Here is a 15,463-nt window from a genome sequence, read left to right on the forward strand (position 1 = left end):
TGCTCGGCCACGGGGTAACCCGATGGGTGTGATCCCCGTGTTGGAGATGGTCCGCGATCGCCCCGGGCGCCCCCACGCAGCACCCAACAACGACGACTCCTAGTGCGGCGATGACCGCACGCAACACATCAGCCCCTGACCGTTGGTGTGCCGCAGCAGCTATCGCACTCAAATTGTTGCCTGCTAACGGATGGGCAAGCCGGTCACCGCCCGCGAAATCACCAACCGCTGGATCTCGCTGGTGCCCTCGAAGATGGTGAATATCTTTGCGTCGCGGTGCATGCGCTCGACCGGGTAGTCGCGGGTATAGCCGTTGCCGCCCAAGATCTGGATGGCCTCGTCGGTGACGTAGACCGCGGCCTCGCTCGCGACCAGCTTGGCCATCGAGCCCTCCGCCGAGTCGAAGTTCTGGTTGTTGCGCGCCATCCAGCCGGCCCGCCACACCAGCAGGCGGGCCGCGTCGATGCGGCTCTTCATGTCCGCCAGCTTGAATGCCACCGCCTGGAATTCGCCGATCTTGCGGCCGAATTGCTCACGCTGGCAGGCATAGTCGAGCGCGTACTCGTAAGCGGCCCGCGCCACGCCGACGGCCATCGCCCCGACCGTGGGCCGGGTGCGCTCGAAGGTCTTCATCGCCGCCTGCCCGCCCGTGGAGGCGCCGGACTTGACCCGCGCAATCCGCGCCTCGAACTTCTCCCGGCCGCCGAGGATGGCGTCCTCGGGCAGGCGGACGTTGTCGAGCACCACCTCGGCGGTGTGCGACGCACGGATCCCGTGCTTCTTGAACTTCTGGCCCTGCGCCAGACCATTGGTGTCCGGCCCGATGACGAAGCTGGCCTGGCCGCGGGTGCCGAGTTCGGGATGGACCGAGGCCACCACGATGTGCACGTTGGCGATGCCGCCGTTGGTGGCCCAGGTCTTGGTACCGTTGAGCACCCACTCGTTGGTCGCCTCGTCGTAACGCGCACGGGTGCGGATGCCGCCGACGTCAGAGCCCGCGTCGGGCTCCGACGAGCAGAAGGCGCCGAGCTTGGGTTCGTCTGCGGTGCCGAACATTTCGGGCAGCCAGCGCCCCAGTTGTTCGGGAGTCCCGTTGCCCGCCAATGCCGCTGCGGCCAGGCCGGTGCCCATGATGGACAGGGCGATGCCGGCGTCGCCCCAGAACATCTCCTCGAACGCGGTCAGCATCCCCAGCCCGGTCTCTTCGGCGGCCTGCTGTGCGAAGAAGTCGGGGGAGTACAAACCGATCTTTGCGGCCTCCTGGATCACCGGCCACGGGGTTTCCTCCCGTTCGTCCCATTCGGCCGCGGCCGGACGGATGACGTCGGCCGCGAACTTGTGCACCCAATCGCGCACCTCGATCACGTCGTCGCTGAGTTGCATAGAGAATGTCACAGCTGTGCTCCTGAAATAGATTGCTAATTAACGGTTTCTGTACTGAGCGAGGACGCTGACCGTTTGATTGACCCATGCCTCGAAGTACCGGTCTTCATCGGCGTTGCCGGGCAGGCGACCGGTCAGCGCTTGCAGCGTCGCCGCGTAGGACAGCGACCCGATCGCGACGGCCGCCGCCGCCTCGGGATCGGGAATGCTGGTGCGGCCGGACCGATTAGATGCCGCCAGTTCGTCGGCGAAGCGTTGGTAGGCGTTGTCGGTGATCACCTGCCAGGTCTTTTCGTCGAGATCACCGAGCTCGGCGGGTTCACGCAGCATGACTTTGAGCAGATCCTCGCTCTGTTTGAGGTTGCTCCAGATCAGCTGGCCGGCGATGCGCACCGCCCGCTCAACGCTGCCTGGTTGCCCCGCGTCGTATTCCTCTCGCGCGGCCACGATGCTGTCGATCCGGTGTGCAACCGCCGCCTCGAGAAGCTCGCGCTTGGAGCCGAAGTGCTTGTAGAGCGCGCCCGAGCCGGGCGCCAGGCCCGACTCCCGCTGGATGTCGGCCACCGACGTCGCCGCGTAGCCCTTGGCGGCAAAGAGCCGCAGCGCTGCCGACAGCAGCCGGTCACGTCCCGAGGCGAGCATGGTGAGAGAGTACTCACTCACCCTGGTCACGGCCAAATCGGTCCGGTTTCGGCACGTGACCGAGGAGAAGGCGCCGCGGCTAGCGTTAAATTCTTGCGAAACGCCACCGCGTTTGATCGCGCCGGACCGGTACTGCTGTGAGGGTTGTACTCAGGTTGGTTGACAAAAGGATTAGCGATCCACTGAAGGAGCCCGACATCCGCGTCCTACCTCGTGTACAGCTGCCGATGCGGGTGCTGTCGCTGCGCACCATCGTCATCGTCGCCGCCATATCGGTGATGACCCTCGTTGTCCTGCTGGGCACCTGGGTATGGGTGGGCGTGACCAACGATCAGTACAGCCAGCTCGATCGGCGGCTCGATTCGGTCAGCAGCCTCGGCGACATCAGCAGCCTGCTCAACAATGCGGAGCGAACGAGTCCGGACCGGCCCGCGCCGGATGGCAACCTGGTGCGCACCGCCCGCATCGGCGGGGTGACCGTGTCGGTGCCCAACAGCATCGTGTTGCCCCGACTTCCCGACGGCTATGCCAACACCACCATCAACGGGGTGCAGTACCGCGTTCGAACCTTCACTGCGGGCCCCGCATCCATCGCGCTGGCCGCTCCGCTGGCCGAAGCTCAGCATCGGATCAACGAATTGCACCTGCGGGTATTGCTGATCTGCGCCAGCGTGATCGGCGGCACCGTCGTCGTCGGCTGGGTGATCTCGTTGATCATGGTCAATCCGTTCCTGCTGCTGGCCCAACAGGCCCGGGCGATCAACGCCCAGTCAAGTCCCGACGAGGTCCAGGTTCGCGGCGTGCGCGAGGCCGTGGAGATCGCAGAAGCGGTCGAGGGAATGTTGGCCCGCATCGGCAAGGAGCAGCAGCGCACCAGGGCCGCGCTCGAGTCGGCCCGCGACTTTGCCGCGGTCGCCTCCCACGAGCTGCGCACGCCGTTGACCGCCATGCGCACCAACCTGGAGGTGCTGTCCACCCTGGATCTGCCGCTCGACCAGCGTCACGAGGTCATCGGCGACGTCATCCGCACCCAGAGTCGCATCGAGGGGACACTGACCGCTCTCGAGCGGCTGGCCCAGGGCGAGCTGACCACCGTCGACGACTTCGTCCCGTTCGACATCACGGAGCTGTTGGACCGTGCCGCCCACGACGCGCTGCGCATCTACCCCGAGGTGGACGTGTCGCTGGTGCCCTCGCCGACGGTGCTGATGATCGGATTGCCCACCGGGTTGCGGCTGGTGATCGACAACGCGATCGCCAATGCCGTCAAGCATGGCAATGCCCGCAAAATCCTGCTGGCGGTTGGCAGTTCCGGTGAGGGCGTAGAGATCGCGATCGACGACGACGGCACCGGGGTGCCGGAATCCGAACGCGCCGCCGTCTTCGAACGCTTCGCCCGAGGCTCGACGGCCTCACGGTCGGGCTCGGGGCTAGGCTTGGCGCTGGTGGCCCAACAGGCCGAATTACACTGCGGCACAGCAGCATTGCAGACCAGCCCGCTGGGTGGCACCCGGTTGTTGTTGCGGCTGGCCGGCGATGGGCGCGGTCCGGCGTAGCGGCGGATCGCTTGTGCCGCCGCCCGCCCGTGCGCACGGCGCTTTCGATATCGGACAATGAGGCATGCTCGGCCACCTTGGCATCAACGTGCCCGACTTGTCAGCCGCGAAGCGGTACTACGACGCGCTGATGCCCCTTGTCGGCTTTGAGCCGTTCTCTTATGCCGAGGACGAGTTTTCCTACCGGCCTGCCGAAAACAAACCGGGGACTTTCGTGTTCTTCTATCCGGCGGTTGAGCCGCATGAGTACTCGTCGAATCAAGTCGGGCTGCAACACGTGGCATTCATTGTGCGGCGCCGATCGTCGGTGCACGCCGTGCATGATCACGTCATTCGAATCGGCGGCACGGTCATTCACCCGCCCGGCCATTTCCCGCAATATCCCGGCCATTACTACGCGACGTTTTGGTATGACCCGTTCGGCATCAAACTCGAAGCTGTATGCCATCACGACCGCGACTAAATCAAAGGGCTATGACCCGATCGACACGAGTTGACTGAGGTGCTGTTGTGACTGCCGAGCCTTGAGTGGCAACTGAGGTGTATCAACGGCTCCTTTTGGTAATCCAGTACTTTCACGTTGGGGACCGGCGTTGCGTAACGAAATCCCGTGCCCTGAGTCCGGCTCAAACGGACTGAATACACGATCAACAAAATCCCATTACACTAAGCCCCCAAGCACGTCGATCCGGGTTGAGCGTTTCGGAGGGAAATCATGGGTCCTGTTACGTCGGTGCAGTCAGAGGCGGTTCTGGCGTCGGCGGGCGCCGAGTCGGCGATCAGCGCGGAGACCGAGGCAGCGGCTTCGGCGGCAGCGCCGGTTCTGCTGGGAGTGCTGCCGATGGGCGGCGACCCCGACTCGGCCATGTTCGCGGCGGCACTTAACGCCTGCGGCGGCAGCTACCTGGGCGTAGTGTCTGAGCACGCCGCCCAGCGCGGCTTGTTCGCCGGCACTCAAAGCATCGCCTCGAACACGTACGTCGTCACGGAGCTCATGCGCAGCTTGACGATGGCAATCGGGGCTTAGAACCCAGCGAGGTTAAAGGGGGGAAGTACGCATGGCCGATCCCGGATGGGCTGCGCGTACGCCTGAGGAAAACGACCTGCTACTCAAGGCGGGGGCCGGCGTCATCACTCACCTGGCGAACCAGGCCGCCTGGACCGTCTTGGCGGCCACCCATCACGGCTCCAGCATCGCGTCAACAATCAATACCGTCGCGACGTCGGCGAGCTGGACGGGCTCGGGTTCGTTGGCCTCGGCGGCGAACGCGACCGCGCTCAACGCGTCACTGCATGGGCTGGCCGGCTGGGTCGACGTCAAGCCGGCGGTTTTGTCGACCGCGGTCTCCGCGTACCAGATGGCGTACGGCTCGATGCGTCCCGCTCCCGAATGCATCGGGAACCGCACCGAAACCGCCGCCGATTACGGGATCAACCCGTTGGTGCTCGGCGCATTGACCCCCCGCATCACCTCGCTGGAGCTCGAGTACTTCGGGTCGATGTGGCCGACCAACTCCGCGGTCGGGGCCAGCTACGGAACGATCCTGACGGCTTTGTCGCAGAGTCTCACCATCCCTCCGCCGATCGCATCCATGGGTGCGTCACCGGCCGCGCCCGCGCAAGCAGCAGCGGCGATTGGCGAGTCGGCGGCGGAACAAGGGGCCGGCGACGGCATGCGCGCCGCCATGCAGGGCGCTCAGACGGGGACGCAGGGGGCCGGTCGCGCCGCCTCGGGTGGGCAGGACTTCATGAGTCAGGCCAGCACGTTGATGCAGCCGGCGCAGCAACTGATGGGAGCGGTCCCGCAGGTGATGCAGGCTCCGATGCAGATGATGCAGGCTCCGATGCAGATGATGCAGCCGCTGATGGGCATGTTCGCCAATCCCGGCGCCATGGGCATGGGCGGAGCGACGCCGGCCGTCTCGGCAGTCTCGGCCACCAGCGGACTCTCCGCGGCAGAGGGCGGGGCCGGCGGCGGTGCATCCCTGGGTGGCGCGGGGATGCCGGCGACCAGTTTCACCCGGCCGGTCAGCGCGTTCGAGCCCGCCACCAGTGGCCGGCCGGTAGGGCTGCGGTCGGCCGGGGCCTTAGGCGCCGAGGCCCTGCGACCGCAGACCACGACGATGGGTGGTGCCCCGATGGGCGGTATGCCCGTGGGGCACGGGGCGGGAGGCGACCGCGGCTCCCGTGACAAAGCGGACGAGCCCGCGACCGTACGGGTCGTCGACGCTCGCGTGTGAACCCACTGGTGAAAGGTGAATCGACAGGTCCAATCAGCCGCCATACACTTCGCTTCATGCCCTCACGGGGGGCGGCCCACCGGAGAAGGAGAATTTCGTGACAATCAAAGTAACACCGGAAATGCTTCGCGATGCGTCGAACGCTATTCAACAGAACATGGAGCACGCGATCCACATTGGTCAGGGGTACGTCGGAAACCACGAAAACGTGATGAACCCGTCCACCTGGTCTGGTTCGGCCGTGACCGCGTCGTACTCGACGGCCACCCAGGTGCAAGCCGACCTGAACAAAGTCTTGACCGGCGGGACGCGACTGGCCGAAGGCCTCGCGAAGGCGGCGGCATTGATGGAAGGCCACGAGGCGGATTCCTCGCACGCCTTCAGCGCGCTGTTCGGCGCCCAGAGCGCCTGATCGACCCACGCATTCGCAAATTCATTAACAGTCTTTGGAAAGGAAGTTCACAATGTCCAACCCGATCACCTATAACCCTGGAGCCGTAGCGGATTTCGCCACCGACGTCGCCTCTCGCGCGGGCCAATTGCAGTCGATTTTCGACGACACCTCCAATCGCACGCACACGCTGCAGGAATTCTTCGCCGGCCACGGTGCCGCCGGTTTCTTCGAGGCGCAGGCGCAGATGCTGTCCGGGCTACAGGGTCTCATCGACACCATCCGCCAGCACGGGGTGACGACCACCCACGTGCTGGACAATGCGCTCAGCACCGACCAGCACATCTCCGGTCTGTTCTGAGTTCGCTCAACCACACCAGGACCGCCGAGGGTGGGGCAGATGCGCCGAGCGCGTATGTGCCCCACCTTTGGTCTCCTGCCCACCGGTCGGCGGACTCACTCAGTGGGGGCGAGGCGGCATGCTGACAACGACGGTCGACGGCTTATGGGTGTTGCAGACGGTCACCGGGGTGGAGCAAACCTGCCCTGAATTGGGACTGCGGCCGATGTTGCCGCGCCTGGACACCCCGGAACGCGCGAGGAACCACCCGGCGGCCGCCGAGTTGGCAACCGCCGGGGCGCTCGATGAGGCCGGCAACGTCGACCCGATGATTCGTGAGTGGCTGACGGTTCTGTTGCGGCGAGACCTCGGGCTGCTGGTGATGATCGGGGTTCCGGGTCGCGAGCCGACACGTGCATCGATTTGCCGCTTCGCAACGTGGTGGGTGGTGTTGGAACGCCATGGTGACATGGTGCGTTTGTATCCCGCCGGCACGGCCGGCAATGAAGCGTCGGCCAGCGATCTCCTGGTTGGTCAGATCGAGAGGCTGTGCGGCGTGGCGGAGGCGGCACCGCTGAAGCCGGTCACACTCGATACGGAGCAGTTACTGAACTCGGTGCGCGACACCGCCAGCCTGCGATCGTTCCTGCTCGAACAGCGCCTCGACCCCGACCAGTTGCAGATGGTCCTGACGGCCGCCGATTCCGCACGGTCCGCACACGCGAATATCGTTGGGTTGCAGGCAGGTGTCGGGCCGGACGAATTGGCGCGAATAGCCGTCGGCAATTCGACGGTATCCATCGTCGACACCCCCGCGGGACGGATCTGCATCGAAAGCGTCACCTCGGGGCAGCGTCAATACCAGATCCTCTCGCCCGGCTCGCGCACGGACATCGGTGGCGCGATTCAACGGCTCATCCGCCGATTGCCCGCCGGCGACGAGTGGCACTCGTATCGGCGAGTGGTGTGACGCTGCGCTTTGCTATCGGAAGCCAAACGCAAGGGGCGCGCGGAAGCGAACTGATGAAAGTCACGTAGATAACCAAAGTCTTGGAATAACAATGTCTGTCGGACTTGGAAGGTTTCTGAACGGGGTAAACGCGGTATCGCCAAGCGTGTTAACATCGCGTCGTGACGAGCCCCTGGAATGACCCGAATATGTCGGACGAAGGAGCGCTCAGACGGGGGGATCCGTCAGGGGCCAGCAACTTCCCGGATTCGGTATCCGACACGATGCGTATTACCGATCTGGCCGCGCCGCGGAAAATTCCACCAGGGTCGGGCTGGCGGAAATTCATTTACTCCATATCTTTTCACAAAATAAATCCCGGTGAGTCACCCCGTGAACGGCACTACCGGGATTTGCAAAATCGCATCCGGCGGCATATTCGGCGGCAATACGTCATCACGGTCGTCTCCGGCAAGGGCGGCGTGGGCGTCACTACGCTCGTCGCCTGCCTCGGGGGTGTGTTCCGGGAATGCCGCCCGCAGAACGTGATTGCGATCGATGCCGTCCCCGGCTTCGGGACACTGGCCGACCGCATCGACGAGTCCCCGCCCGGGGACTACACCGCCATCATCAACGACACCGATGTCCAGGGTTACGCGGATATTCGAGAACATCTGGGGCAGAACGTCATTGGCCTTGACGTCCTGGCTGGCAACCGGACTTCCGACCAGCCCAGGCCGTTGGTGCCCGCGATGTTCTCCGGGGTGCTGTCGCGCCTGCGGCGCACCCACACGGTGATGATCGTCGACACCTCTCCGGACCTCGAACACGAGGTGATGAAGCCGGTATTGGAAAACACCGACACCCTCGTGTTCGTCTCCGGCATCACCGCGGACCGGTCACGTCCGGTGCTGCGCGCGGTGGATTACCTGCGTTCACAGGGTTACCACGAGTTGGTCTCGCGCAGCACCGTGATTGTGAACCACACCGACCAGATCACCGATAAGGATGCGTTGGCTTACTTGACCGAGCGGTTCACCAAGGTCGGGGCGACGGTCGAAGTGCTGCCGTTTGATCCCCACCTCGCCAAAGGCGGCATCATCGATACGGTTCACGAATTGAAAAAGAAGTCGCGATTGCGCCTCTTCGAAATCACCGCCGGGGTGGCGGACAAATATATTCCTGACGCCGAGCGGTCGGTGCCGTGACAGCGCCGCATAAGGTCGCTTTCCCAGCGCGTTGTGCGGTCAATATTTCCTACGAGAAGCATCTGTGTTCCCAGGTATTCCCCGCCGGAATCCCGATGGAGGGATTCTTCGAGGGAATGGTCGAGCTGTTCGATGCCGACCTGAAGCGCAAAGGATTCGACGGCATCGCGTTGCCCCCGGGCAGCTACGAACTCCACAAGATCAACGGGGTTCGTCTCGATATCAATAAAAGCCTCGACGAGCTGGGCGTCCAGGACGGCGACACCCTGGTGCTGGTGCCCCGCGTCGACGGTGAGTCGTTCGAACCGCAATACGAGTCTCTGTCAACGGGGTTGGCGGCCATGGGCAAATGGCTGGGCCGCGACGGTGGCGATCGAATGTTCGCGCCGGTGACGCCGCTGACGGCCGCGCACACCGCGGTCGCCGTGATCGCGATGGCCGTTGGGGTCGCGGTGGCCCTGACCCTTCGGGCACGGACGTTCACCGACGGCCCGGTCCCGGCCGCGGTGGTGGGCGCCGTCGGCGCCCTGCTGGTGGTCGCCACGCTGGTGGTGCGAAGCGGGTGGCGGGGGCGGCGGGACCTGTTCAGTGGATTCGCGTGGCTGGCGGTGTTGTCGCTTGCTACCGCCGGCGCATGCGCGCCACCGGGTGTGCTCGGCGCCGCCCACGGGCTGATTGGCGCCGTCGTGGTGATCCTGGGCGCCGTCGCCATCGGGGTGACCGCGCGAAACCGTTGGCAGACAGCGGTGGTCACCGCGGTGGTGACGGTTTGCGGGATCCTGGCTGCCGTCGCCGCCGTCCGCATGTTCCGGCCGGCCTCGGCCCAGGTGCTGGCGGTCTGCGTGTTGGTCGGATCGCTTGTCCTGGTTCGGATGGCCCCACTGATCGCGTTGTGGGTGGCACGGGTCCGACCGCCCCATTTCGGATCGATCACCGGTCGGGACTTGTTCGCGCGGCGCGAGGGGATGCCCGTCGACACGGTGGCTCCGGTCAGTGAGGACGAATCCGAGGACGAGGACAACGAATTGACCGACATCACGGCGCGCGGCGCCGCGATCGCCGCCTCGGCGCGGTTGGTCAATGCGGTCCAGGTGGGCCTGTGCGTGGGGGTGTCGATAGTGCTGCCCGCCGCGGTGTGGGGCGTGTTGACGCCGGGACGCCAATGGGCGTGGTTGGCGCTGGTGGTCGCCGGTCTGGTGGTGGGCATCTTCCTCACTCAGGGGCGCGGATTCGCCGCCAAATATCAGGCGATAGCGCTGGTGTGCGGGGCGTCGGCAGCGGTGTGCGCGGGGGTGGTCAAATACGCCGTCGCCGCGCCGAAAGATGCCATGACCGGGCTGATGTGGCCGGTGGTGACCGTGACGATCTTCGCCGCGTTGGGTTTGGCCGCAGCGCTTTTGGTGCCGACTATGAGGTTTCGACCGTTCATCCGGTTGACGGTGGAATGGGTGGAAGTGCTCGCGTTCATCGTCTTGCTACCTGCCGCGGCGGCCTTGGGAGGGCTCTTCACGTGGATTCGCCACTGAAAAGGGCCGCGGCGGTGACCGCCGCCTTCGCCCTGGTCGCGATGTCAGCCAATATCCCCGCCGCACTTGCCATTACACCGCCCTCGGTGGATCCGGGGATGGTCCCGCCGGACGGGCCGCCACGACCCGACCAGCCGATGCGCCGCGCCAACAGCTGCTCGACCCCGATCACGGTGAGAAACCCCGATGTGGCGCAAATGGCCCCGGGCTTTAACTTGCTGAACATCACGAAGGCTTGGCAATACAGCACCGGCAACGGTGTGCCCGTGGCGGTCATCGACACCGGGGTGTCGCCGAACGCGCGGCTACCGGTGGTACCCGGTGGCGACTACATCATGGGCGAGGACGGCCTGTCGGATTGCGACGCCCACGGCACGATCGTCAGCTCGATCATCGGGGCTGCGCCGCAAGGGATTCTGCCGATGCCGCGGCCGATGCCCGCCACTCCGGCATTCCCTCCGCCGGCCGGTCTGCCGCCGGTCGCCGGCGGACCGCCCCCACCGGTCGAGGTTCCACCCCCGGTGGCACCCCCGCCCCCGCCGCCGCCGGTGACGATCACCCAGGTCCTTCCGCCGCCCCCACCACCGCCGCCGCCCCCGCCGCCGGAGGGAGGCGGCGCTACCGCCGCGTCGAACGGCCCGGCCGATCCACAGACCGAGGACGAACCCGCGGTGCCGCCGCTGCCCCCGGGAGCGCCCGACGGGGTGGTGGGGGTGGCCCCGCACGCGACCATCATCTCGATCCGGCAATCGTCACGCGCCTTCGAACCGGTCAACCCGCCGCCGGGAGATCCCTACTCCGACGAGAAGGTCAAAGCCGGAACGCTGAATTCGGTTGCGCGCGCGGTGGTTCACGCCGCGAACATGGGGGCCAAGGTGATCAACGTGTCCGTCACCGCGTGCCTGCCCGCCGCCTCCCCCGCGGATCAGCGAGCGCTGGGTGCCGCGCTGTGGTACGCGTCCACCGCGAAGGACGCGGTGATCGTCGCGGCAGCAGGCAACGATGGGGAAGCCGGTTGCAACAACAACCCGACGTACGACCCGTTGGACCCGTCGGATCCCCGGGACTGGCATCAGGTCAAAATCGTCTCGGCGCCCTCGTGGTTTTCCGATTACGTCCTGTCGGTGGGTGCCGTCGACGCCACGGGCGCCCCGCTCGACAAGAGCATGTCGGGTCCCTGGGTCGGTGTGGCCGCGCCGGGAACCCACATCATGGGCCTCTCGCCACAAGGCGGCGGCCCGGTCAATGCCTACCCGCCGTCGCGGCCGGGCGAGAAGAACATGCCGTTCTGGGGGACCAGTTTCTCGGCGGCCTACGTCAGCGGCGTCGCGGCATTGGTGCGGGCGAAATTCCCGGACCTCAGCGCGCATCAGGTGATCAACCGAATCGTGCAGTCGGCGCACAATCCGCCTGCGGGCGTTGACAATAAGGTCGGGTACGGGTTGGTGGACCCGGTCGCCGCGTTGACCTTCAACATCCCGCCGGGCGAGCGGCTGGCGCCGGGCGCCCAAAGCCGGGTCATCACGCCGCCCCCGCCGCTCCCGCCGCCGGACCACCGGGCACGCAACATCGCCATCGGATTCCTGGGGATGGTGGCCGCCGGTGTGCTGGTGTTCGCGATCGCGGCGCGACTGCGGAGGGCTCGGTGAGGCCCGCCCTCACCGGGTTCACCCGGGGCAGCAACCGGCGGGTCGTCGGCGTGTGGGTGGTGTTCGTTCTCGCATTCGCGAGCTGGCTTGTGGGCGGTTACATCGGCGCGGCTGTCGCCGTGGTGGTGGGGATTGCACTGGTCTTCGTGCGCTGGTGGGGTCAGCCGGCGTGGGCGTGGGCCGTCTTGTGGCGGCGAGGCCGGCGTCCGATCGATTGGACTGTCCCGATCACCGTGGCCAACAACCGATCCGGTGGCGGTGTCCGCGTGCAAGACGGTGTCGCCGTGGTTGCGGTGCAGCTACTCGGCAGGGGTCACCGAGCGACCATGGTAACCGGCTCGGTGACAGTCGAGACCGAAAACGAGCTCGACATCGTCGAATTGGTACCGATGCTGCACCAGGCCTTGGGCCTGCAGCTCGAATCGATCAGCGTCGTCACCATCGGTTCTCGGCACGGCACCACCGGTGACTTTCCGCGGGTGTACGACTCGGAGATCGGAACGCCACCCTACGCGGGCCGCCGCGAGACGTGGCTGATCATGCGGCTGGCGGTGATCGACAACGCTCAAGCCCTCTTCTGGCGCACGACGGTTGGCGCGGCGGCCATTTCCGTCGCACAACGCATCGCGGGGTTGTTGCGCTGCCAAGGATTGCGGGCAAAGGTGGCCACCGCCACCGACCTTGTCGAGCTCGATCGCCGGCTCGGGCGGGACGCGGTGTCGGGAAACGTGCAGAGATGGAAAGCCATACGCGGAGAAGCGGGTTGGATGACCACCTACGCATACCCGGCCGAGGCGATCACGTCGCGCAACCTGTCGCAGGCGTGGACACTGCGCGCCGACGAGGTCATCCAGAACGTCACGCTGTTTCCGAACTCCGAATGCACCGCGACGATCACCGTGCGCACGCCGACGCCCGCACCTACGCCACCCAGCGTGATCCTGCGCCGGCTCAACGGCGAGCAGGCAGCTGCCGCGGCCGCGAACATGTGCGGTCCCCTTCCGCATCTGCGCGGCATTCGGCGCAGCCCGCTGCCTACACAACTGGTTACCGAGATCGGACCGTCGGGCGTTCTGATCGGCAAATTGAGCAACGGTGATCGGCTGCTGATGCCGGTTACCGACGCCGGTGAGTTGTCGCGTGTATTCGTCGCGGCGGACGACCCAATCGCCAAGCGGCTCGTGATCCGCACCGCCGGCGCCGGCGAGCGGGTCTGCGTGCACACCCGTGACATGTCGCGCTGGGTCAGCGTGCGCATGCCGGAGATCAGCGTCGTGAGCAGCTCGCGTCCCGCACCACGGACCACCGTGAGCGTGGTCGAGTACGCTGCGAAACGGGGTAACGGCTTCGGTGCGGCCGAAGGCGGAGGTATCGAGGCTGCGATCTCGCCCACTCCGCGACCGGCGACCGTGATCACCGTCGCACCCGCGGGGGCCAAGCTGTCCGAGGGACAACGGCACGGCTTCGAGCTGATCATCGAGCAGATTAGCCCGGCGGTGGTGAACGTCAGTGCAGCAGGACACGATTGGCTTGTCGAGATGGACATGTTCCGTGCCGAGAACCGCTACGTCAGTCTCGAGCCGGTAAGCATGTCGGTCGGCACATAGCGGGTCGGTAAGGCGAGTTTGAGGCACAGTGTGATGAGCGCACGTACCGGTTGCGGCGACAGCTCGAATAGGCGGAGGGTGGCTGCACGTAACCTCGACGACCATACCCACGGCGCTCGGGATGGGGGACGCGATGGGTGACTTACAAACAGCCCGAAGGCATTTCGACCGTGCCATGGCGATCAAGAGCCAACAGGGCCGAGCGGCGGCGTTACCCGAATTCGTCGCTGCCACCGACGCCGACAAGTCGATGGCCGATGCGTGGCTGGGACGCATCGCTTGCGGTGACAACGACTTGGCCTCGTTGCGACAGCTCTACGTCACCAGCGAATGGCTACACCGCGAGACCACGCGCATCGGCCAGACACTGGCCGCGGAGATTCAGCTGGGTCCCTACATCGGCATCACCGTCACCGACGCATCACAGGTCGGGCTGGCGTTGGCGTCCGCGTTGACGATCGCCGGGGAATACGCCGAGGCGGACAAGCTGTTGGCCAACCGTGACCTGCTGGACTCATGGACCAACTACCAGTGGCACCAGCTGGCCCGGACGTTTTTGATGTACCGCTCGCAACGCTGGCCGGACGTACTGCTTGCCGCCGCCGAGGAGCTGCCCGCGCATGCCATCGTGATGTCGGCTGTGACGGCGTCGATTTGCGCGCTGGCCGCTCACGCAGCCGCCCACCTCGGGCAGGGCCGGGTCGCCCTCGACTGGCTGGACCGCGTCGACGTGATCGGGCACACCCAGTCGTCGTCACGCTTCGACTCCGATGTGTTGACCGCCTCGATCGGCCCGGCCGACATACCGCTGCTCGTTGCCGATCTGGCCTATGTGCGGGGGATGGTGCACCGGCAGCTGCGCGAGGAGGACAAGGCCCAGATCTGGCTTTCCAAGGCCACCATCAACGGGGTCCTGACCGAAGCGGCCAAAGAAGCGCTGGCCGACCCGAACCTGCACCTGGTCGTGACCGACGAACAAACCATCGACCGCCGCACCGACCGATGGGACCCCTCGTCGGCGAAGAGCCGCGACGAACTCGACGACGACGCCGCCAACGATCGGCGCGCCGAGCTGTTGGCCGAGGGGCGCAAGCTGTTGGCCAAACAGGTGGGACTGGCCGCGGTCAAGGCAGCGGTCGCTGCGCTGGAAGACCAACTCGAAGTGCGAACAATGCGGCTCGAGCATGGCCTGCCGGTGGAGGGCCAGACCAACCACATGCTGCTGGTCGGCCCGCCCGGTACCGGTAAAACGACCACCGCCGAAGCCCTGGGCAAGATCTATGCCGGCATGGGAATCGTGCGGCACCCCGAGATCCGGGAGGTGCGCCGCTCGGATTTCTGCGGCCACTTCATCGGCGAGTCGGGGCCCAAGACCAACGAACTGATCGAAAAGTCGCTCGGGCGAATCATTTTCATGGATGAGTTCTATTCCCTGATCGAGCGCCATCAGGACGGCACACCCGACATGATCGGTATGGAGGCCGTCACCCAGCTCCTGGTTGCGTTGGAAGTACACCGATTCGACTTCTGTTTCATCGGCGCGGGTTACGAAGACCAGGTGGATGCGTTCCTAACCGTGAACCCGGGATTGGCCGGCCGGTTCAACCGCAAGCTGCGCTTCGAGTCGTACTCGCCGGCAGAGATCGTCGAGATCGCCCACCGCTACGCCACGCCGCGCGCCAGCCTGCTCGACAAGGGCGCACGCGAATCGTTCTTGGACGCGGCCACGACCATCCGCAGCTACACCACTCCCGGCGGGCGCCACGGCATCGACGCGATGCAGAACGGAAGGTTCGCCCGCAACGTCGTCGAACGTGCCGAGGGCTTTCGTGACACCCGAGTGGTCGCACAAAAGCGCGCGGGCCAGCCGGTGACGGTGGAGGATCTGCAAATCATTACCGCGGCCGACCTGCAGGCCGCGGTGCGCAGCGTATGTTCGGACAACCGCGACATGGCGGCCATCGTCTGGTGA

The 15,463-nt window shown here is 65.8% G+C and carries 14 protein-coding genes; 12 read left to right on the forward strand and 2 right to left on the reverse strand.

Going from position 1 to position 15,463, the window contains the following annotated elements:
• Positions 1–183: 183 nt before the first annotated feature.
• Both VFW69_RS21760 and VFW69_RS21765 read right to left on the reverse strand, forming a co-directional pair.
• Positions 184–1,395, reverse strand: coding sequence for an acyl-CoA dehydrogenase family protein (locus VFW69_RS21760; protein WP_526504466.1), 1,212 nt, complete (start codon positions 1,393–1,395; stop codon positions 184–186).
• Between the two features lie 27 nt (positions 1,396–1,422).
• The gene (locus VFW69_RS21765) at positions 1,423–2,025 is read right to left on the reverse strand and encodes a TetR/AcrR family transcriptional regulator (RefSeq protein WP_526504468.1); all 603 of its coding nucleotides are present in this window, start codon (positions 2,023–2,025) and stop codon (positions 1,423–1,425) included.
• 227 nt (positions 2,026–2,252) lie between these two features.
• Between VFW69_RS21765 and VFW69_RS21770 the strand changes: the two genes are divergently transcribed.
• The 12 genes from VFW69_RS21770 to eccA all read left to right on the forward strand — a co-directional run bounded on the left by VFW69_RS21770 (position 2,253) and on the right by eccA (position 15,463).
• A complete protein-coding gene (locus VFW69_RS21770; protein ID WP_526504470.1) occupies positions 2,253–3,581 on the forward strand; it encodes a sensor histidine kinase in 1,329 nt (442 codons plus the stop codon).
• A gap of 64 nt (positions 3,582–3,645) precedes the next feature.
• On the forward strand, positions 3,646–4,044 hold the full coding sequence (locus tag VFW69_RS21775; RefSeq protein ID WP_526504473.1) for a VOC family protein: 399 nt from the start codon (positions 3,646–3,648) through the stop codon (positions 4,042–4,044).
• A 252-nt stretch (positions 4,045–4,296) separates the two neighbouring features.
• Positions 4,297–4,608, forward strand: a complete 312-nt coding sequence (locus VFW69_RS21780; protein ID WP_526504474.1) for a PE domain-containing protein — start codon at positions 4,297–4,299, stop codon at positions 4,606–4,608.
• Positions 4,609–4,639: 31 nt separating this feature from the next.
• A complete protein-coding gene (locus VFW69_RS21785) occupies positions 4,640–5,821 on the forward strand; it encodes a PPE domain-containing protein (RefSeq protein WP_526504476.1) in 1,182 nt (393 codons plus the stop codon).
• 97 nt (positions 5,822–5,918) lie between these two features.
• Positions 5,919–6,233 carry a WXG100 family type VII secretion target gene (locus tag VFW69_RS21790; RefSeq protein WP_526504478.1) on the forward strand — a complete coding sequence of 105 codons (315 nt, stop codon included), beginning with the start codon at positions 5,919–5,921 and terminating at the stop codon, positions 6,231–6,233.
• 52 nt (positions 6,234–6,285) lie between these two features.
• Positions 6,286–6,573, forward strand: coding sequence for a WXG100 family type VII secretion target (locus VFW69_RS21795; RefSeq protein WP_526504480.1), 288 nt, complete (start codon positions 6,286–6,288; stop codon positions 6,571–6,573).
• Positions 6,574–6,691: 118 nt separating this feature from the next.
• Positions 6,692–7,522 carry an ESX secretion-associated protein EspG gene (locus VFW69_RS21800; RefSeq protein WP_526504482.1) on the forward strand — a complete coding sequence of 277 codons (831 nt, stop codon included), beginning with the start codon at positions 6,692–6,694 and terminating at the stop codon, positions 7,520–7,522.
• 161 nt (positions 7,523–7,683) lie between these two features.
• Complete coding sequence (locus VFW69_RS21805) at positions 7,684–8,709, forward strand: MinD/ParA family ATP-binding protein (protein ID WP_526504484.1); 1,026 nt, start codon at positions 7,684–7,686, stop codon at positions 8,707–8,709.
• Positions 8,706–10,235: a type VII secretion integral membrane protein EccD gene (gene eccD / locus VFW69_RS21810; RefSeq protein WP_526504487.1), complete on the forward strand. Its 1,530-nt coding sequence runs from the start codon at positions 8,706–8,708 to the stop codon at positions 10,233–10,235. The genes VFW69_RS21805 and eccD overlap by 4 nt, the downstream gene beginning before the upstream one ends.
• A 41-nt stretch (positions 10,236–10,276) precedes the next feature.
• The gene (gene mycP, locus VFW69_RS21815) at positions 10,277–11,884 is read left to right on the forward strand and encodes a type VII secretion-associated serine protease mycosin (RefSeq protein WP_526504583.1); all 1,608 of its coding nucleotides are present in this window, start codon (positions 10,277–10,279) and stop codon (positions 11,882–11,884) included.
• Complete coding sequence (eccE, locus tag VFW69_RS21820) at positions 11,881–13,491, forward strand: type VII secretion protein EccE (RefSeq protein ID WP_526504489.1); 1,611 nt, start codon at positions 11,881–11,883, stop codon at positions 13,489–13,491. Before mycP ends, eccE begins: the two co-directional genes overlap by 4 nt.
• 121 nt (positions 13,492–13,612) lie before the next feature.
• Positions 13,613–15,463 carry a type VII secretion AAA-ATPase EccA gene (eccA, locus tag VFW69_RS21825; RefSeq protein WP_526504491.1) on the forward strand — a complete coding sequence of 617 codons (1,851 nt, stop codon included), beginning with the start codon at positions 13,613–13,615 and terminating at the stop codon, positions 15,461–15,463.

It is taken from the genome of Mycobacterium sp., assembly GCF_036273375.1.
Taxonomy (GTDB): Bacteria; Actinomycetota; Actinomycetes; order Mycobacteriales; family Mycobacteriaceae; genus Mycobacterium.